This is a genomic window from Achromobacter agilis (genome assembly GCF_900496965.1).
Classification (GTDB): Bacteria; Pseudomonadota; Gammaproteobacteria; order Burkholderiales; family Burkholderiaceae_B; genus Achromobacter; species Achromobacter agilis.
In genome coordinates this window covers 24,764-43,385 of the sequence record NZ_UFQB01000007.1, presented here as the reverse complement: position 1 = coordinate 43,385, position 18,622 = coordinate 24,764, and the positions used below count along the sequence as shown (strand labels likewise).

The window sequence follows — 18,622 nt, the reverse complement described above, 5'->3', positions numbered from 1 at the left end:
TTCTCCTGGCGGCGGGGCGGGCCCGGCGCGGGATGGGTTGATGGAACAGGCATCAGGCGGCGCGCGCCGCCGGCTTCGACACTTTTTCCAGGCTTTCGGTCAGGGCCTGGTCCAGGATCGAGATGGCGCGGTCGATTTCCGCGTTGCTGACCGTCAGCGGCGGCGCGATCCGCCAGACGGAGCCGCGTTCCGGGCGGCGGCGGATGTTCATCGACAGGCCCAGCTCGAAGCAGCGCTGCGTGGTCAGGGCGCCCAGCTCATGAAAGGGCTGGCGCGTTTCGCGGTCCTGCACCAGCTCCACGCCCAGCAGCAGGCCCAGGCCGCGCACGTCGCCGATGGCTTCGTGGCGCTGCTGCAATTCGAGCAGGCCGCGGCGCAGGTAGTCGCCTTGGGTGCGGGCCCGTTCGATCAGGTGTTCGCGCTCGATGGTTTCGAGCACGGCCAGGCCCACCGTGGCCGGCAGCGGATCCGATACGTGGCTGGTGTAGAAGGTAAAACCCTTCTCGTGCACGTCCTGTTCGATCGCGGGCGTGGTGATGGCCGCGGCCAGCGGCAGCCCGCCGCCCAGCGTCTTGGACACGCTCATGATGTCGGGCGTGACGCCGAAGTACTCGGAGCCGCTGCGGTAGCCGATGCGGCCGAACGCGGTCTGGGCTTCGTCGAAGATCAGCAGCATGCCGCGCGCGTCGGCGGCCTCACGCAGCGCCTGCATGTAGGACTTGGGCGGGACCAGCACGCCGCCCGCGCTGATGACGGGTTCGACGATGATGGCGGCCGGCCTGCCGGCGGAGGCCATGTCGAACATCTTCAGGCCGATTTCCAGGCAGGCCAATGCGGACTGCTCGGCATCCATGCCCGTGATGTAGGGGCGGTAGGCGTTGGGCTCGGGCATGACGAATACGCCGGCGGGCGGAACGCCATAGCCCTTGCGGTCGCTGGCGTACGACACCGAACCCGCGCCGCTCGTGACGCCGTGCCAGGACCCGCCGATGGCCAGGATCTCGAATCCGCTCTTGTGCATCTTGGCCATGCGCAGGGCGATTTCGTTGCTCTCTGACCCGGTGTTGACGAAGATGGACTTCGTCAGCCCGGCGGGCATCCAGTCGCGCGCCACTGTCGCCGCCAGCTGGGCCACGGCTTCCGGAATCATGCCGCTGAAGAAATGGAAGGCGGTTTCGCCCGCGCGATGCACGGCGGCGACGATGGCGGGGTGATTGTGGCCGATGGTCGCGCACATCTGGCCCGAGGTGAAGTCCAGGATCTCGCGGCCCGTATCGTCGCGCACGACCGCGCCCTTGGCGGAGGTGAACAGGTTCGGGAAGGTATCGCCGCCGTAACGGACGAGATACTCGCGGGCAGCGTCGCGCAGGGTTTTTTCCATGTTTACACTCCGTGGCGGGTGGGCTCCAATGCGGAACCGACGGAGGCAGTGTCCGGCAGGGCGCGCAGGCCGTCCAATGCGAAGTAAGCATGCGTGGCGATGCGTCGCGCGCATGGCCGATGCGCAATACGCAAGGAGCCCCATGGATACCCGATGGTTGCAGGACTTCATCACGCTTTCGGAAGTGCGCAACTTTACGCGCGCGGCGGAGGCGCGCAATTTGTCGCAGGCCGCGTTCAGCCGACGCATCCAGAGCCTGGAGAACTGGGTAGGCGCGCGCCTGATCGACCGGTCCGCGTTTCCCACCCAGCTCACCGAGGCGGGCGAACGCTTCCGCGATGCCGCGATAGAGCTGGTCAACCAGCTTGCCGAGGCGCGCGCCGGCATCGCGGGGGTGCCTGCCCAGAATCAGCTGCGGCTGGCGACGTCCTATGCGCTGGCGACCACGCATCTGCCGAAATGGTGGCGCGCATGGACTGATGGCAAGCTGCTCAGCTGCAGCCTGCAGACGGGCAATGTGCACGACACCGTATCGGCGTTCACGTCGGGCGCGGCGGATTTCCTCATCTGCTTCCATCAGCTGGCCCAGCCGCTGCCGCTCGATCCGGCTCGCTACGACTGCCTGACGCTGGGCCGCGAGCTGATACGGCCGTATGCCGCGCGCGCATTGATCGCGCGGACGGGGCTGGACTTGCCCGGCACGGCGGCCAGGCCCGTGCCGCTGCTGATGTATTCGGCCAATGTGTATTTCGCCCGCCTGATCGACGCCGCGATAGAAGCGGCGGCCGAGCCGCTGCACGGCGTGCGCGTGTTCGAGGCCGAAATGTCGGACGTGCTGGGCGACATGGCCGCGCAGGAGCTGGGCGTGGCCTGGCTGGCCGACAGCGCGCTGCAGCGCCTGGCCGCGGCGGACCTGGCGCCGCTGCCCAACCGCGGCTGGGACATCGAGGTGTCGATCCTTGCGTTCAAGGACCGGGCCGACTCGCGCGCGTCGGTGGCAGCGCTATGGGAACGGATGCGGACGGCCGCTCAGCCGGCGTAGCCTTCCAGCACGTTCGCCACGTTGGTGCCCACGTCCGCCACCGCGTAACCGCCTTCCATGGTGAATACCGCAGGCAGGTCCAGGCCGGCCAGCAGGCGGCCGACCTGCAGGTAGTCGGCGCTCTTGAGCTTGAACCGGGAGATCGGGTCGCCTTCATAAGTGTCCACCCCCAGCGCGACCACGACCGCGTCCGCCTTGAAGGCGCGGACCGCGGCCAGGCCCTGTTTCAGCGCCCGCGTCCAGTCGGCAAAGCCTGTGCCGGCGGGCAGCGGCAGGTTCAGGTTGCAGTCGGCTCCCGCGCCCTGGCCGCGCTCGTCGGCGTAGCCCAGGTAGAACGGGTATTCGGTGGTCGGGTCGCCATGCACGGAGACGGTCAGCACGTCTGCGCGTTCGTAGAAGATGCTTTGCGTGCCGTTGCCATGGTGATAATCGACGTCCACGATGGCGACGCGGGCGGCGCCGGCTTCGCGCAGCGCCTGGGCGGCCAGCGCGGCGTTGTTCAGGAAGCAATAGCCGCCGAAGAAGTCAGGACCGGCGTGATGGCCGGGCGGGCGCGTCAGCGCCATGGCGGCGTGCTTGCCGCTCGTGGCCGATACCGCGCGCGCGGCGTCGATGGCACAGGCGGCGCCGGCAAGCGCGGCCTCCCAGGTGCCGGCGGTCAGCGGACAGCCGCTGTCGAACGAAAACAGCCCGACGCGCGCCGCGAAATTGGTGGGTTCGACATCGTGGCGAAAACCGCGTACCGGCCAGATCGACGGAAGCACGTCGAGCCCGGCGTTGGCCGGGTCGAGCGCGACCCATTCCTGCCAGGCGCTGGCGAGGAAATCCACGTAGCGCGGCGTATGCACGCGCTTGATCAGGGCGATGTCCGCCGCCGATGGGGCGCGCAGGTCCCCGATGCCGCGCTGCCGCAGCGCCTCCAGCACGTACTCCAGGCGCGCTGGTGTTTCGTGGCAGGGGACCAGCTTGCCGCGGAACATCTCCTGCCGGCCGGCATGTTTCTCGTGGACGGGGTTGTGGAAGATCTGCACGGCGTACGTGTCCTTGGCGGTAGCGGTTGAGGGCGGGAGCGCCACTGTACTACTGGCGGGCGGCTATTTCTTCGTTGCGGTCCGGCAAGTGCCGGCCTTCGGAGCGGGCGGGCGCAGCCGCGTGGTCGACTCGCCGCTGCGCCGGGACCAGGAGGTCGCCTGCGCCGTGCCATCCGGGCACACGGTGTAGTCCTCGAAGCCATAGTCGGTCGCGGCATAGCGGCACGCCACGGCGAACGCGGGCCGGGTGTCGTCGAAAACCGGATTGACGAAGCCATGGCAGGGGCTGGAGGCGCTGTCCGGGTGCCGCAGTTCGCGGAAAGCCCGGTCTTGCGGGCGGTACAGGAAAATGCGCGACATGACCTGCGCACCGCCGCCGCTCTGGCCGATGACGAAATCCCGGTAGCCGTCGTGGTCTATGTCCACGTCCTGGAACTGGTCGACTTCCTCGTCGCTACCGAACCGCGCGATTTCGCGTTCCGGGCCGTCGTTCACGCGCACGAGCAGGCGCTGTTCGTCCTGCAGTCCCGTCACGGTCACCACCGCGGACAGGCCGGGGGCGACGGCATAGGGGTGGTCGCGGGCGCAGGCCGTTTGGCCAAGCGCTGCCAGCACCGCTCCTAGCAGTATTCCTTTCACGTGCGGTCCTTTGCGCCGGAAGACATGCGGGGCATTATGCCGCAGCCTATCGCGGGTTTACGAGCGGGGTCCGCAGGCGGCCGCCGGGGCGATCCTGGGTAGAATTCCAGGAGAGGCCAGACTGATTGGAGCGCTCCCGCGCCATGAACCTTCCGTTTCCCATTCGCCAAGAATGCCCGCCGGGCGCCTGTGTGTGCGACCGCGAGCGGCTGCTGGCCGATCCGGTCGCGGACCTCCGCGTCTTGCGGCTGACCCGGGAAGAGGAGCGGCGCCTGGTCGCCCGGCTGGAGAACCTCGCCAGCCTGGACGACCTGAGGGCCATGCAGGGCCGCATCCAGGCGCAGCTGGGCATCGTGATCACGATCACGCCCAGCGACAACGAGGTGCGCACCTCGCGCGGTATTTCCATCCAGCTCGACGAGCAGCCGGGGTTGTGCCGCAAGACGCGGGCCGCCATTCCTGCCGCCATCCGGCGCAGTTTCGACAGCCGTCCCGAAATCGTCTATGCCCTGCTGAACGAGCGCGACCTGCTCCACGGCGCCTGAGCGTGTTTCAGGGCCGCTTGCCGGCCGCCGGCGCGCGGCAGGGCGCCAGGGGCACGACGTTGGCTGGCGTGCGGCCGGCTTCCGGCCGGGTGGCATCCGGTTTCTTGCCCGGGCGGGCGGGATAGATCAGCAACACCGCGCTGCCGGCATCCAGCTTCGGGCCGGCCTTCGAGCCATAGGCCACCGTCCAGCCGCGCACGGCCAGCGGCGCCAGGGTGTAGGGCAGGGCGGAGCCCGGCGAGACGTGCGCCACCTTGCCGGCATACAGGTCTTCCTGCCGGGTTTCGGCGCCTTGGACGGACACATAGGTTGCGATGCTGACCAGCGCGACGGAATCTCCGTGGCGGCCGAGCACCGCGGTCTTGTATTTGCCGGCGGGGATGTCGGCGAGCGAGACGCTGAGATGCTCGCCGGCCTGGCCGCCGGCATCCAGGCGGACGCCGGCGATGTCGGCGCGGGCCAGTGGCCCGGACCCGGTATTGCGCACGCGGACGCTGTATTCCCCGGAGGTGCCCGTCAGCGTGCAGACCTCGACGCCGTAGGCGGGCGAGGCCTGGGCGTTCGCCATGGCGGCGCTCGAGGCTGCCAGGATGAGGGGCAGGATACGCAGATGGACAACGGGCACGGCGGGCTCCTTTGAGGGGCAGCGCGCCGGGCTGCCGCGTTGCCTGCCCTATTACACCACTTGGCGGCCGGCGGCCTCGGCCTGCTCGCGCTTGCCGGCCAGCCAGTGGAGGATCAGCGCCAGCACGAGCAGGCCGGCGATGATGAAGCCCCAGAAGATCCAGCCCAGCACCGCGATCAGGGTGCCCAGGCTGCCGGCCATCGGCAGCACCTGGTTCAGGCCCTGCGCGGCCCAGACCAGGCCGGATTGCAGGGTCTGCAGCCAGGCGGGATCGACCCAGGCGGCCGCCCAGGCGGGCGCGACCCACTGGGAGGTGTCGAGCGCGGCGCCCGGCACTTGCGCGGAAGCAACCGAGGACAGGACCCAGTCGGTCAATTGCAGCGTCAGCGCCACCAGCCCGGTCCAGAGTGCGGCAAGCACGGCGAAGGCGAGCCAGATGATCTTTTTCATTGAAGTGGTACTCCGATATTCAAGGGAAGGCCACGATAAAGCGGATTCTATTTCCGAAAAACCAGAATTAGTGTGACAAACATTAAGAAAAAACCGAAGTCTGCGCGTGCATGAGCACGGATTGGACTAGCGGATGGTGCTGCCCCCGCCGGTTGCGGATCGCGTGGATTTCCTCATGCACGTCATCGCAGCGGGCCAGGGGGCGCAGGCCGCGCAGCAGGCCGATGTCGCCGCCGCCCAGCCGGCTCAGGGGGAACACGCCCAGCCCCCGGGCCGCGAATACGGACATGAGCGCGCTGTCTTCGAATTCTCCGACTACGTTGGGGTGGATGCCCAGTTCGCTGAACCAGCGGTCCAGCGTCTGGCGCAACACAGAATGCCCGGTGGGCAGCAGCACGGGCAGGCGCTCCAGGCAGCGCGGAAAATCGCGCGCGTCGGATTTGCGCACCCACTTGGCGGGGCCATACCAGTCCACGGGCGACGAGACCAGGCGGTCGCTGGTCAGGCGCAGGTTGGGGTTGGCCGGTGCGCCCTGGCCGGCCAGCACCAGGTCCAGGTGGTGTTGGGCGAGTTCGCCCAGCAGTTCCTGGACCTCGCCTTCGTGGCAGGTCAGGCGCAGGTCCGGCGTGTGCAGCACCGGGCCGAGCAGGGCGTGGACCGCCAGTTTCGAGATGCCGTCGGACAGCCCGACCGCCAGGCGCATGACGGGCTTGGTGGCGGCTGCGCGGACTTCCTGGGGCAGCGCGTGGCCGATCTGGAAGATTTCTTCGGCGCGGGCGAAGGCGGCTTCGCCGGCGTCGGTGAGCGCCACGCCGCGGCCTGCCGGCTTGAGCAATTGATGGCCCAGGCTTTTTTCCAGTTCGCGGACCTGGGCGCTGATGGTCTGGATGGCCATGTCCAGCCTTTCGGCGGCGCGCGAAAAGCCACCTTCCTTGGCGACCATCCAGAAATAGTAGAGATGTCGGTAGTTCAGCATGGCGCGGCTCACTTCGGTTTTTTCGAACCTTAACTCAATTTCAGGCTGATTTTTACATCACCGGCCGATCCGGATCATGAGGGCCTTCGAACACAAGCGGGACATCATGGAAACCTTATTGACCTTCCTGGCTGCCGATTTCCTCGGCACCCCCACCTGGAGCTGGCTGCTCTTCCTGGGCATCGTCGTGACGCTGTTGGCCTTCGACCTGGGCGTGCTGCACAAGGACGACCGCGAGATCGGCGTGCGCGAAAGCCTGCTGCTTTCCGCCGGCTACATCAGCGCCGCGCTGCTCTTCGGCGCCTGGGTCTGGTGGCAGATGGGCGCGGCCAGCGGCATGGCGTACTACACCGGCTTCATGATCGAAAAGTCGCTGTCGATGGACAACGTCTTCGTCATCGCGCTGATCTTCAGCTTTTTCGCGATTCCGCGCGTGTACCAGCATCGCGTGCTGTTCTGGGGCATTCTCGGCGTGATCGTGCTGCGCGCCATCATGATCGGCCTGGGCGCCGCGCTGGTCAGCAATTTCGGCTGGCTGTTGTATGTGTTCGGGGCGTTCCTCGTGTTCACCGGCATCAAGATGTGGATGATTGCGGACCAGACGCCCGATATCGCGTCCAATCCCATTCTCAAGTTCCTGAAGCGCCACATGCGGGTGACGGACGGCTTGCGCGGCAATGCGTTCTGGGTGCGCGAAGCGGACCCCGCGACGTCCAAGACGGTGCGCTGGGCCACGCCGCTGCTGCTCGCGCTGGTGCTGATCGAATTCGTGGACCTGCTGTTCGCAGTGGACTCGGTGCCCGCGATCTTCGCGATCACCACCGATCCGTTCATCGTCTACACCAGTAATATTTTCGCCATTCTGGGCCTGCGCGCGCTGTATTTCGCGCTGGCGGCGATGATCCATCGCTTCCACTACCTGAAGTACGCGCTGGCCCTGGTGCTGGTCTTCATCGGCACCAAGATATTCCTGGTGGGCTTCATCGGCAAGGTGCCGGCCGCCGTGTCCCTGTCGGTGACGTTCGGCCTGATCGCGGGCGGCGTGGTGTTCTCGCTGTGGAAAACCCGCTCGGAACGTTCCAAGCCCGAACTGGCGGCCGAATAAGGCTCGGGTCCGCCATATTTTCTGAATATGGCGGACTCCCTGAATTCGAATTTGTCGTATGGGTACGGCAGGCGTAGAGTGCTGACGAATCCATATGTAAGGAACCGCCATGACCAGTTGGTCCGCCAAACAGTATTCCGCCTTTGAAAACGAACGCACCCGTCCGGTGCGGGATCTGGTCGCGGCCTTGCCGAACCAGGAAGTGGCGCGAGCGGTGGATCTGGGCTGCGGCCCGGGCAATTCCACCGAGGTGCTGGCGGCGCGCTATCCGGACGCCGATCTGACCGGCATGGACAACTCCGAAGACATGATCCAGGCGGCCAGGAAGCGCCTGCCGGGCATGCAGTTCGAGCTCTCCGACATTGCGTCCTGGAATCCGGCGCAATCCTACGACGTGATCCTGGCCAACGCGTCGCTGCAATGGGTGCCGGACCACGAAACGCTGTATCCCCGCCTGGTCGGCAAGCTGGCTCCCGGCGGCAGCCTGGCGGTGCAGACGCCGGACAACATGGAAGAACCCGCCCACCGCCTGGCGCGCCAGGTCGCCGGCGAGGCGCCGTGGGCGGCCAGCATCGGAGGCTTCAAGCATCCGCCGCGCCACAGCGCGGCCTGGTACTACGAATTGCTCAAGCCGCATTGCGGCCGGCTGGACGTGTGGCGCACAACCTACCATCACCCGCTTGCGGGCGCTGCCGCCGTGGTCGAGTGGTTCAAGGGCACGGCCCTGCGGCCGTACCTGGACCGGCTGGACGCCGCCGGGCAGGAGGGCTTCCTGGCCCGCTACCAGTCGCTGATCGAAGCGGCCTATCCGGCGCTGGCCGACGGCACCGTGCTGCTGCCGTTTCCGCGGCTGTTCATCGTGGCGGGGGCGCGGGAGGGGTAAGCGCTGGCAGTGTCTGACACCCGTACGAAACGCCCTTCATTTCGCCTCGGCGCTTCCCGGGTGTCTGACACATCCACCCCAGTGTCAGACACCCGGGAAGACCGTCTCCACCTGGACCGGCAGTTCGTACGGGTGTCAGACACTTGCCTCACCCGGACCAGCAGTTCGTCAGGGTGTCGGAAACTTGCCTCAACCGGACCAGCAGTCCACCAGGGTGTCAGACACTTCGACGGCACGGCACTGCTGCCGTTTCCGCGGCTGTTCATCGTGGCGGGGGCGCGGGAGGGGTAAGCGCTGGCAGTGTCTGACACCCGTACGAAACGCCCTTCATTTCGTCTCGGCGCTTTCCGGGTGTCTGACACATCCACCCCAGTGTCTGACACCCGGGAAGACCGTCTCCACCTGGACCGGCAGTTCGTACGGGTGTCAGACACTTGCCTCACCCGGACCAGCAGTCCGTCAGGGTGTCAGACACTTGCCTAGCGCCGATGCCAGGGCGTCAGGCACTACCTAGGCTGCAACAATCAAGGCGCGCCGTCGGCCTTGTCTGCGAAGTAGCGGGCCGGGGTCTTGCCTAGCGTCTTGCGGAACATGGTGATGAAGGCGCTGACGGACTCATAGCCCAGGTCTTCGGCCGTGCGTTGCACCGAAACGCCGGCCGACAGGCGCTGCAAGGCCTGGATGAGGTGCATCTGCTGGCGCCAGCGGCCGAAGCTCATGCCGAGTTCCTGTTGCACCAGCCGCGCGAGCGTGCGTTCGCTCATCGCCACGCGTTTGCCCCATTGCGCCACCGTGCTGCGGTCGGCGGGGTCGGCGCGCAGCGCATCGGCGATCTCGCGCAGCCTGGGGTGATTCGAGATGGGCAGGTGCAGGTGTTCCGTCGGCATGCGCGCTAATTGATCCACCAGCACCTCCGCCAGTTTCCGGTTGGCGGGGCTTGCCGCGGCTTCGGCAGACAGGTCGGCCAGGTGCGCGATCAGTTCCCGCAGCAAGGGCGTGATGGCCAGCGTGCAGCATTGCCCGGGCAGGCCCGGCGCGTCCGGCGGCACGAACAGGAAGCACACGCGCCCGTTCGCCGTGACGCGGTTGCTGTGCGGTACGCCGCCGGGAATCCAGACGCCGCATTGGGGCGGCACCATCCACAGGCCTTGCGGCACGGAGCAGGTGACGCCGCCGTGCAGCGCCAGCACCAGCTGGCCCATGTGGTGCCGGTGCGCAGGGGATTCCTGGTCGTTCTCGGCCGCGTGCACGCGCATCGCATAGGTCCATTGCGATTCGACGTCGAGGTCGAAGAACGGGACGGGTTCTTCCAGGGAATGCATGGGAGGGTGGATTGGCTGAATTCAGGGATAGTTTGTCATTCTCTCGAAATTCGGTAAAGGCGGTTTTCCTTAAGCTAGGGTCTGTTCACTTTTCAAGGAGCCCCGCGCGGGCTCCAGGCGCATGACCTCCCTTTCCGTTTCCTCTAAGCGCCCCTCCGGCAAGCCCTTGCTGCTGATCGCGGGCATTCTCTGCATTGCAACCGCCCTGCGCGCGCCCGTCACGGGCGTGCCACCGCTGATTGGCATGATCCGCGAACAGCTGGCGTTGAACTCCACCGCGGCCGGCATGCTGATCACCCTGCCGCTGCTGGCGTTTGCGGTGGTGTCGCTGTTCGCGGCGGGTCTGGCGCGCCGCCACGGCCTGGAGCGCACCCTGTTCGCCGCCTTGCTGCTGATCGCGGGCGGCATCGTGGTGCGCACGCTGGGGTCGGCCTGGAGCCTCTACCTGGGCACGGCGGTCATCGGTTCCGGCATCGCCATCGGCAACGTGCTGCTGCCCAGCTTGTTGAAGCGCGATTTCCCGCAGCGCGTCGCGGGCCTGACCTCGGCCTATGTGCTGACCATGAGCGTGGCGGCTGGCGTCGCGTCCGCGATTGCGATTCCGCTGGCGGGCCTGTCCGACGCGACGTGGCGTTTCTCGACGGGCTGCCTGCTGCTGATTCCCGCCGTCGGCGTTCTGTTGTGGCTGCCGCAGCTGCGCAACCATACGGCGCCCGCCGCGTCCACGGCGCACGCGCCGCATGGCGGCCGCCTGTGGCGCTCGCCCCTGGCCTGGCAGGTGACGCTGTACCTGGGCATCAATTCCTTTGTGTTCTACGTGGGCGTGAGCTGGCTGCCGGCGATCCTGCGCGAGGCGGGCTATACCGCCGAACGCGCCGGCACGCTGCATGGGCTGTTGCAGCTGATGTCCGCTGTTCCGGCCCTGTTCCTGGCGCCGGTGGTGCGGCGCATGAAGGACCAGCGCGCCGCCGCGTTCGCTTCGGCCGCGGCATCGTTCGTCGCGCTCGCCGGCCTGATCGTCGCGCCGGGCTGGGCCACACTGTGGATCGTGCTGCTGGGCCTGGGCACGGGCGGCGGTATCATTCTCGGCCTTGCGTTCGTGGGCCTGCGGGCCAGCCATGCGCAACAGGCGGCGGCGCTGTCGGGCATGGCGCAATGCGTGGGTTATCTGTTCGCCGCGACCGGGCCCACGCTAATGGGCGCGCTGCACGACGCGCTGGGCGGCTGGGGCGTCGCGCTCGGCGTATGCGCCGCGCTGTGCGTGGCGATGGCGGTCACGGGCCTGTACGCGGGCCGCTCCATCCAGATCGGGCAATACCGCGGCAGCGCGCCGGCGGTGGCGGCACCGTCGCGGCGCTGAGGACGGCGGCGCCTTTCATTCCTGGGGCGCTTGCCCCTTCCAGAGGCGCACCAGGGTTTCGGGCGCGTCGGTTTCCGGCACGTCGAAGCTGACGTCTGCGACCTCGGCGCCGCCGTACACCACCTCCACGTGAAAGTAGCGTTGGTCGCCGCCGGCGCCCGGGGTGCATGCGACGGCGACGGGCGCGGCGTGCTGCAGGGCGTCGCAAACTTCCTGGCGCACATCGGGGGGGCAGGTGGCCAGGTCGATGCTGCGCGGCTGCGCCAGCCCCGGCAGATAGGCCAGGCCGCCTTCGCGGGTCAGGCGCACCAGCTGGGCAAGATCCAGGGAAGGCAGGTCGATCATGTTTGGACTCCCACGGCCTGCCACGCTTTCGCGACGGCATCCCGCTGGGCGGCGCCCTGGCGTTGAGCGGCCTCCAGCGTCAGCGCGGCAAACTGCTGGAAGTTCGCGTCATGGCGCAGCCGGTCGTCGCACAGCGCGTCGTACCAGACACGGCCCGCGACGGCCCAGGCAGGGCCGCCCAGCGCCGTGGCCGCCAGGTAGAAGGCGCGGTTGGGAATGCCCGAATTGATGTGCACGCCGCCGTTGTCGTTAGGCGTATCGGCGTAGTCGTTCATGTGGCCGGGTTGCGGATCCTTGCCCAGCACGGGGTCGTCGTAGGCGCTGCCGGGCTCCGCCATAGAGCGCAGCGCGCGGGCGCGCACCTTGGGGGTGAAGAGCCCGACGCCTATCAGCCAGTCGGCCTGCCGCGCGTCCTGTCCTAGGGCGTATTGCTTGACCAGGGAACCGAAGACGTCGCACAGGGATTCGTTCAGCGCGCCGGACTGCCCCTGGTACAGCAGGGCGGCCTCGGCGTCGATGACGCCATGCGTGAGCTCATGGCCGATGATGTCGGGCGCGACCGTGAAACGGTTGAATATTTCGCCGTCGCCGTCGCCGAACACCATCTGCGCGCCGTTCCAGAATGCGTTGTCGTAGTCTTCACCGTAGTGCACGGTGCCGATCAGCGGCAGCCCCTGGCCGTCGATGGAGTGGCGCTTGTAGATATCCCAGAACAGCTTGTAGGTCGCGCCCAGGTGTTCATAGGCCTCGTCCACTGCCGTGTCGCCGCTGGCCGGGCGGCCTTCGGCGCGCACCAGCTTGCCCGGCAGCGTGGTCGTGTTGGCGGCGTCGTGCACGGCCCGCTGAGGCGTGCCGGCGGGCGTGGCGTGCCTGGATGGGGCGGGCTTGGCGCGGGGCGGCTGCGCCGCCATTTCGCGCAACCCGCGCTGCTGCTGGTCGATGATCAGCGTTTTCACGGCGGGCATGCTGACCCGGGCGTCGGCGTGCTGGGCCAGGCGGTCCAGCATGTAGGGAGGGATCACACCGATCAGAGGCGCGGACTCGGAAGGACGTGGCATGCGAGGCTCCTATTAGTGTCACGGACCCTGGTCAACGGTAGCAGATGGGCGGGTCCGAGGGACGTAACAGGTTGCGGCCTGATGCTAGGAACTTTACCGGCGCGCCGGGCGCGATTGCCGTGCGCCGGCACGCGCAACAATCGCCACAATTCAAAGCGTGCGGACTCGCGCTAGAATCCCCTGCTTCTTTTCCGGGGGGAACGCTCGATGAGGTATTTCCTGATCTTGGTGGGAGCGGCTGTTGTCGCTTACTTGCTGGCGCGGGGCATTGCCGCCGTGCTCTCCGACCGTAAACGCTCAAAATCAGAAAGGGATTCCAAGTGAAGCCGACAGATATCCAGATGGTCAAATCGATAAACGCCGTAAAGCCGCGCAGCATCAAGATCGCGGTCATCGCGGCGCTGCTGTTCGTGTTGATCCTGTTCCTGGCTTTCGGTTCGTGGTTCCAGGTGGACCAGGGCGAGCGCGGCGTGGTGCTGCGCAACGGCAAGCTGGTGCGCGTGTCCGAACCCGGCCTGGACTTCAAGACCCCGTTCATCGACAGCGTGATGATGGTGTCCGTGCGCGACCATACGTTCGTGTTCGAGAAGCTGGAGGCATACAGCTATGACCAGCAGCCGGCGTCGCTGCGGGTGTCGGTGACCTATCGCGTGCCACCCGAACACGTGGCCGAGCTGTATTCGGAATACGGCACGATCAGCAACCTGCAGATGCGGGTGCTGGAGCGGAAGACGCCCGACTCCGTGAAGAATGTGTTCGGCCAGTACACTGCGGTGCGCGCCATCCAGGAACGCCAGAAGCTGGGCCTGGACGTGAACGAATCCGTGCGCAAGACGATGGAAGGCGCGCCCGTGCAGGTGGTGGGCGTGCAGATCGAGGAGGTCGGCTTCTCGCAGGCCTATGAACACTCCATCGAGCAGCGCATGCTGGCCCAGGTGCAGATCGAGACGACCCGCCAGCAGAAGGAAACGGCGACGATCAACGCCGAAATCCAGGTGGTCAAAGCCAAGGCCGAAGCCGATGCGCGCCGCCAGCAATTCACCGCCGAAGCCGATGGCATCCGCATGCGCGGCGAGGCCGAGGCGGCCGCGATCCGCGCCAAGGCCGAGGCCCTGGCCGCCAACACCAACCTGGTGAGCCTGAACGCTGTTGAGAAGTGGGACGGCGTGCTTCCGGCCACGCAGGTCCCGGGCGCGGCCTTGCCCTTCATCGGCATCAAGTAAGCGCCAGCGGTCGCGGCGCGTTCCGCCCGCGCCGCGATTTCCCCCCGGCCGGTCCCGGCCGTTTCGTACGATTTTCACCACATCCCGCCGCGGGGTTCTCCCGTGGCCGTCCCCGCCTTAGGGGATATCCCTCTGTCAAGAATTGCAAAGCAGGCGCATCTTGGCATCACAAGCAAGCGCAGCCAACGATACGATCACCGGAAGATCCCGAGGGATTCGCGCGCTTGCGCATAAGCTTCAGCAAGAAGGAGACGTGGATGTCTCAACTGGAATGGACGTCCGGCGACACGTTGCCGGCCCGTCATGGTTATTACGAAACGCGGTACGACACGGGGTGCACCGCGATCACGCTGTATAGCGTGCTGGGCTGGATGCCGATGAAGGCAACCGGCAATATGGTGAGTTGGCGGGCCCTGTCGCCGTCCGCCGAAAGGCAGGAAGCCGAACGGCACCTGGAGGAACTGAGGGCCGCCCAGTGCCACGTTCCGATGGATTACTAGGGCGAAGCGCCTCCGTTCCCGGCGGGGAGGGGATAAGATAGAATATAAATAGTTCCTATTTACGTTCTATCCAGGGTTGCGCCTTGCCTACGCCCGATTCCCTGAGCACCGACACCGTCACGAAGCTCTATCGTGCCCATCACGGCTGGCTGTCGGGCTGGCTGCGCAAGAAGCTGGGCAACGCTGTCGATGCGGCAGATCTGGCGCACGACACCTTTGTGCGCCTGATGGCCGGACGGCGCCAGCCAGGCGCGGGCCCCGAGCCGCGCGCGCTGCTGACGCACATCGCGAAGGGGCTGGTGGTGGACCACTGGCGGCGCCGCGCGCTCGAGGACGCGTATCTGGCGGCCGTCGCGCAGTTGCCGCCGCCGGAGGCGCCGTCGCCGGAAGTGCGGGCGCTTATCCTGGAAACGCTGCACGCCATCGACACCGCGCTGCGGGCCCTGCCCGCAAAAACGCGCGAGATCTTCCTGATGTCCCAATTCGACGGCATGGGCTACGAGGCCATTGCCCAGCGCGCGGGCGTGTCGCTGTCCACCGTCAAGCGCCATATGCAGGCGGCATTGACGGCTTGCCTTATCGCCTATCAGGCCGACGCGCCATGAGCGCCGCCATCGATCCCGCCATCCTGAAGGAGGCGGCCGGCTGGCTCGTGCGAATGCAGTCGGAAAATTTATCTGTTTCGGACCGCGCGGCGTTCGATCGTTGGCGCGAATGCAGCGCCGAGCACGCCGCCGCCTGGGCGCGGGCGGAGGAGATGCTGCGCGGATTCGGGCAACTGCCGCCGCGGATCGCGGGCGACGCCCTGCGCCGGCTGGATTCGCCGGGACGCCGGCAGGCCATGCGGGCCCTGGGCGGCGTGCTGGTCCTGGCGCCGGCGGCGTGGTGGGGCGCGCGCGAACTGCCGTGGCGGGCCTGGAGCGCGGATGCGCGCACAATGACCGGCGAGCGGCGCAGCATGGAACTGGCCGACGGCACGCAACTGGTGCTGAACACCGCCAGCGCGGTGGATATCGACTACACCCCGCAGCAGCGTCTGCTCTGGTTGCGGACGGGCGAGATTCTGCTGACCACCGGCAAGGACCCGGTGCCGGCCCAGCGCCCTTTCATCGTGCGCACCCGATTGGGCGCCATCCGCGCGCTGGGCACGCGTTTCATGGTGCGCGACGAGGGAGATACCGTGCGTGTCGCGGTGTTCGAAGGCGCGGTCGAGATCCGGCCCGCGTCGGCCGGCGCCACGCCCCTGCTGCTGCCGGCGGGCCAGCAGACGGTCTTCAACGAACGCGAGGCCAGGCTCCCGGCACCGGCCGACCTGTCGGCGGCATCCTGGGAGCAGGGCATGCTCGCGGTGCGCAACTGGGCGCTGGCGGACCTGGTGGATGAATTGGGCCGCTATCGCCGCGGCGTGCTGCGCTGCGATCCGGCGGTGGCCGCGTTGCGCGTGTCGGGGGCGTTCCCGCTGAGCGACATCGGCGCCAGCCTGCGGCTGCTGGAAAGCACCCTGCCCGTGAAGGTGAAGTCGATCACGCCCTACTGGACGACGGTGGCGCCCCGCAACGGCGTTACACATCAATCGCAGGCCGGGTGACACTTTTTTCCGCTTCGTCCGGTGTACCGGGTGAATCGCCGCGACTCGCGCGCCACCCGTACCCGACGAAGGATCGTTTCATGGTTTCCCGAATTTCCCGTTTGCCCCGCCCGCGCCGCGGGAAGGCCGCCCTGCCGTCCGTGGGCGCGATGGTCGGGGCCGCCGGCCTGGCCCTGGCCCTGCTGGCCGTGGCGGGAGCGCCCTCGATGGCCGGGGCGGCGGAGGCCGCCAGCGCTGCGGCGCGCAAATCCTACGCCATCGCCGGCGGCGCCCTGGGCGATGTGCTGGCCCAGTTCGCGGCGGCCGCGGGCGTGCCGCTCTCGTTCGATCCGGCGGTGCTGTTGGGGCGGCGCAGCGACGGGCTCAATGGCGCCTATACCGTGCAAGAGGGCTTTTCCCGCCTGCTGGCCGGCTCGGGCTATGCCTTGTCGGAGCAGGGCAATGGCGCCTACTCCTTGCGCAAGTTGCCCGCCGGCCTGGAGGGAGCGGCGACCGTGCTGCCCACGGTCACCGTCGCGGGGGCGAGCGTGGCGGGCGGCGCGCTGTCCGCCGAGTATCCGGGCGGCCAGGTGGCCCGCGGCGGCGGCCTCGGCCTGTTGGGCAACCGCGATGTGATGGATGCGCCGTTCAACATCACGAACTACACGTCCGAGCTGTTAGCGAATCGCCAGGCGGTGACGCTGGCCGATGCGCTGACCGTCGAACCCTCGGTACGCTTTACCGGCCAGATAGGCGGCGTGACCGATTCGTTCTATATCCGCGGCTTTCCCATCGGCGAGGGCAATCTCGGCGAGATCGCCTTCGATGGGGTCTACGGCGTGGCGCCCAACTACCACGTCTTTACCGACTACGTCGAGCGGGTCGAGGTGCTGAAGGGGCCTGCCGCGCTGCTCTACGGCATGTCGCCCAACAGCGGCGTCGGGGGGGTGATCAATATGGTGCCCAAGCGCTCGCTCCCCGAAGACCTGACCCGGGTGTCGGCCGACTACGTGGCCGATACGCAGTTCGGTGCCCGCGCCGATATCAGCCGCCGCTTCGGCACCGATGGCGAATGGGGCGTGCGGATCAACGGCATGCATCGCCAGGGCGACACGCCGCTGGACAACCTGTATTCCCGCACCGACATCGGCGCTTTGTCGCTGGACTATCAGGGCGAACGCCTGCGGGCCTCGCTGGACCTGCTGACGCAGAATGAAAAGCTCGATGCGCCGACGCGGCCTTTCCTGGTGGCCGCGGGCATCGACGTGCCCCATGCCGCGGACGGCCGGCGCAACGCGACGCAGCCCTGGGGCTGGTGGAAGTCCGACGGGCAGTCGGCGTTGTTGCGGCTGGAGTACGACCTCAGCGACCGCCTGACGCTGTTCGCCGACGCGGGCGGTTCGGACACCCGTGTGTCGCGCCTGTCCGACCAGACGCCCACCATCGTTAACGAAGCCGGCGACACGCTCGTCACGCCGAACAACTTCCGCTTCCAGGTGGACCGCAGCACCTACAACACGGGCTTGCGCGCCAAGCTGGACACCGGGCCGGTGCGCCACGCCATCAGCGTCATGGGCAGCCTGTACAGCGACCGGAACTCGCAGGCCAGCGTGACGGGCACGCCGCTTTCGTCCAACATCTATCACCCCGTCACGCGTCCGGAGCAGTACATCCCCGCGCCGGCCAACGTGCCCAAAGTGTCGTCGTCCGATCTCTCCGGCCTGGCGCTGGCCGATACCCTCAGCATCCTGGACGAGCGCGCGCAGCTGACCCTGGGCGTGCGCCAGCAACGCATCGAGTCCCGCAATTTCAATGCGGCGACGGGCGCGCGGACGGTCAGCTATGACGAGAGCGCGACCACGCCGATGGCGGGCCTCGTCGTCAAACCCTGGAACCATGTTTCGTTCTACGCCAACTACATCGAAGGATTGAGCAAGGGCGACGTGGCGCCCGCTACCGCCTCCAACGCAGGCCAGGTGTTCAAGCCCTATAAGGCCAGGCAGAAGGAAGTAGGCGTAAAGCTGGACCTGGACAGCGCCATGCTGACGCTGAGCGCTTTCGAGATCACCAAGCCCAGCGGCCAGCTGACCAACGGCGTGTACGGCGTGGACAGCGAGCAGCGCAATCGCGGGCTGGAGTTCAGCGTGGCGGGCGAGCCGCTGCGGGGGCTGCGCCTGCTGGGCGGGGTGACCTTCCTGGACGCGGAGCTGACGCGCACCGGCAATCGCGCCACCGTGGGCAACCGGCCCGTGGGCGTGCCCAAACTGTCGGTCAACCTGGGCGCGGAATGGGATACGCCGTGGGTGGCCGGCCTGACGTTCACCGGCAGCATGATCCACACCGGCAGCGAATACATCAACCAGGCCAATACGCAGTCCGTGCCGTCGTGGACGACCTTCGATCTGGGCGCGCGCTACGCGACCAAGGTCTACGGCAGGGACGTGACGCTGCGGGCCAATGTGGTCAATGTGTTCAACCGAGCGTACTGGTCCGGCGTGGCCTCGTACGGCACGATCTCGCAAGGCGTGCCGCGCACGGTGATGCTGTCGGCGTCCATGGATTTTTGAACC

General features: G+C 67.5%; 19 protein-coding genes. 10 read left to right on the top strand and 9 right to left on the bottom strand.

The window, feature by feature from the left end:
* Positions 1–52 precede the first annotated feature (52 nt).
* A complete protein-coding gene (locus AGI3411_RS10570) occupies positions 53–1,381 on the bottom strand; it encodes an aspartate aminotransferase family protein (protein ID WP_129527327.1) in 1,329 nt (442 codons plus the stop codon).
* Positions 1,382–1,523: 142 nt separating this feature from the next.
* On the opposite strand from AGI3411_RS10570, the gene AGI3411_RS10565 reads away from it, so the two are divergent.
* Positions 1,524–2,423: a LysR family transcriptional regulator gene (locus AGI3411_RS10565; RefSeq protein WP_129527326.1), complete on the top strand. Its 900-nt coding sequence runs from the start codon at positions 1,524–1,526 to the stop codon at positions 2,421–2,423.
* Here the strand turns inward: AGI3411_RS10565 and AGI3411_RS10560 are convergent.
* Entirely contained in the window at positions 2,411–3,454 is a 1,044-nt protein-coding gene (locus tag AGI3411_RS10560; protein ID WP_129527325.1) for a histone deacetylase family protein, read from the bottom strand. The two genes, AGI3411_RS10565 and AGI3411_RS10560, sit on opposite strands and share 13 nt — an antisense overlap.
* A gap of 63 nt (positions 3,455–3,517) precedes the next feature.
* Positions 3,518–4,093: a hypothetical protein gene (locus AGI3411_RS10555; protein ID WP_129527324.1), complete on the bottom strand. Its 576-nt coding sequence runs from the start codon at positions 4,091–4,093 to the stop codon at positions 3,518–3,520.
* Between the two features lie 143 nt (positions 4,094–4,236).
* On the opposite strand from AGI3411_RS10555, the gene AGI3411_RS10550 reads away from it, so the two are divergent.
* Positions 4,237–4,638 carry a hypothetical protein gene (locus AGI3411_RS10550; protein WP_129527323.1) on the top strand — a complete coding sequence of 134 codons (402 nt, stop codon included), beginning with the start codon at positions 4,237–4,239 and terminating at the stop codon, positions 4,636–4,638.
* Positions 4,639–4,645: 7 nt separating this feature from the next.
* Here the strand turns inward: AGI3411_RS10550 and AGI3411_RS10545 are convergent, their stop codons facing one another.
* The 3 genes from AGI3411_RS10545 to AGI3411_RS10535 all read right to left on the bottom strand — a co-directional run bounded on the left by AGI3411_RS10545 (position 4,646) and on the right by AGI3411_RS10535 (position 6,689).
* Complete coding sequence (locus tag AGI3411_RS10545; RefSeq protein WP_341867910.1) at positions 4,646–5,263, bottom strand: hypothetical protein; 618 nt, start codon at positions 5,261–5,263, stop codon at positions 4,646–4,648.
* Positions 5,264–5,314: 51 nt separating this feature from the next.
* On the bottom strand, positions 5,315–5,713 hold the full coding sequence (locus AGI3411_RS10540) for a hypothetical protein (RefSeq protein WP_129527322.1): 399 nt from the start codon (positions 5,711–5,713) through the stop codon (positions 5,315–5,317).
* Positions 5,714–5,795: 82 nt separating this feature from the next.
* Positions 5,796–6,689, bottom strand: a complete 894-nt coding sequence (locus AGI3411_RS10535) for a LysR family transcriptional regulator (protein WP_129527321.1) — start codon at positions 6,687–6,689, stop codon at positions 5,796–5,798.
* Positions 6,690–6,795: 106 nt separating this feature from the next.
* Here AGI3411_RS10535 and AGI3411_RS10530 point away from each other — a divergent pair, with 106 nt between their 5' ends.
* Complete coding sequence (locus AGI3411_RS10530) at positions 6,796–7,794, top strand: TerC family protein (RefSeq protein WP_129527493.1); 999 nt, start codon at positions 6,796–6,798, stop codon at positions 7,792–7,794.
* Positions 7,795–7,903: 109 nt separating this feature from the next.
* Positions 7,904–8,677, top strand: a complete 774-nt coding sequence (gene tam, locus AGI3411_RS10525) for a trans-aconitate 2-methyltransferase (RefSeq protein WP_129527320.1) — start codon at positions 7,904–7,906, stop codon at positions 8,675–8,677.
* Between the two features lie 524 nt (positions 8,678–9,201).
* Here the strand turns inward: tam and AGI3411_RS10520 are convergent.
* Positions 9,202–9,999 (bottom strand): AraC family transcriptional regulator, encoded by a 798-nt coding sequence (locus tag AGI3411_RS10520; RefSeq protein WP_129527319.1) that lies wholly within the window; start codon positions 9,997–9,999, stop codon positions 9,202–9,204.
* A gap of 121 nt (positions 10,000–10,120) precedes the next feature.
* Between AGI3411_RS10520 and AGI3411_RS10515 the strand changes: the two genes are divergently transcribed.
* The gene (locus tag AGI3411_RS10515; protein ID WP_129527318.1) at positions 10,121–11,359 is read left to right on the top strand and encodes an MFS transporter; all 1,239 of its coding nucleotides are present in this window, start codon (positions 10,121–10,123) and stop codon (positions 11,357–11,359) included.
* Positions 11,360–11,374: 15 nt separating this feature from the next.
* On the opposite strand, the gene AGI3411_RS10510 is transcribed toward AGI3411_RS10515, so the two are convergent.
* Positions 11,375–11,704, bottom strand: a complete 330-nt coding sequence (locus tag AGI3411_RS10510; RefSeq protein ID WP_129527317.1) for a protealysin inhibitor emfourin — start codon at positions 11,702–11,704, stop codon at positions 11,375–11,377.
* Complete coding sequence (locus tag AGI3411_RS10505) at positions 11,701–12,762, bottom strand: M4 family metallopeptidase (protein ID WP_129527316.1); 1,062 nt, start codon at positions 12,760–12,762, stop codon at positions 11,701–11,703. Before AGI3411_RS10505 ends, AGI3411_RS10510 begins: the two co-directional genes overlap by 4 nt.
* A gap of 341 nt (positions 12,763–13,103) precedes the next feature.
* On the opposite strand from AGI3411_RS10505, the gene AGI3411_RS10500 reads away from it, so the two are divergent.
* From AGI3411_RS10500 to AGI3411_RS10480, 5 genes are all read left to right on the top strand, one after another.
* Entirely contained in the window at positions 13,104–13,985 is an 882-nt protein-coding gene (locus AGI3411_RS10500) for a prohibitin family protein (protein ID WP_129527315.1), read from the top strand.
* Between the two features lie 257 nt (positions 13,986–14,242).
* Positions 14,243–14,485 carry a hypothetical protein gene (locus AGI3411_RS10495; RefSeq protein ID WP_129527314.1) on the top strand — a complete coding sequence of 81 codons (243 nt, stop codon included), beginning with the start codon at positions 14,243–14,245 and terminating at the stop codon, positions 14,483–14,485.
* 83 nt (positions 14,486–14,568) lie between these two features.
* Positions 14,569–15,090 carry a sigma-70 family RNA polymerase sigma factor gene (locus AGI3411_RS10490; protein ID WP_129527313.1) on the top strand — a complete coding sequence of 174 codons (522 nt, stop codon included), beginning with the start codon at positions 14,569–14,571 and terminating at the stop codon, positions 15,088–15,090.
* On the top strand, positions 15,087–16,073 hold the full coding sequence (locus tag AGI3411_RS10485) for a FecR domain-containing protein (RefSeq protein WP_129527312.1): 987 nt from the start codon (positions 15,087–15,089) through the stop codon (positions 16,071–16,073). The genes AGI3411_RS10490 and AGI3411_RS10485 overlap by 4 nt, the downstream gene beginning before the upstream one ends.
* 80 nt (positions 16,074–16,153) lie before the next feature.
* Entirely contained in the window at positions 16,154–18,619 is a 2,466-nt protein-coding gene (locus AGI3411_RS10480; protein WP_129527311.1) for a TonB-dependent receptor, read from the top strand.
* Positions 18,620–18,622 lie beyond the last annotated feature (3 nt).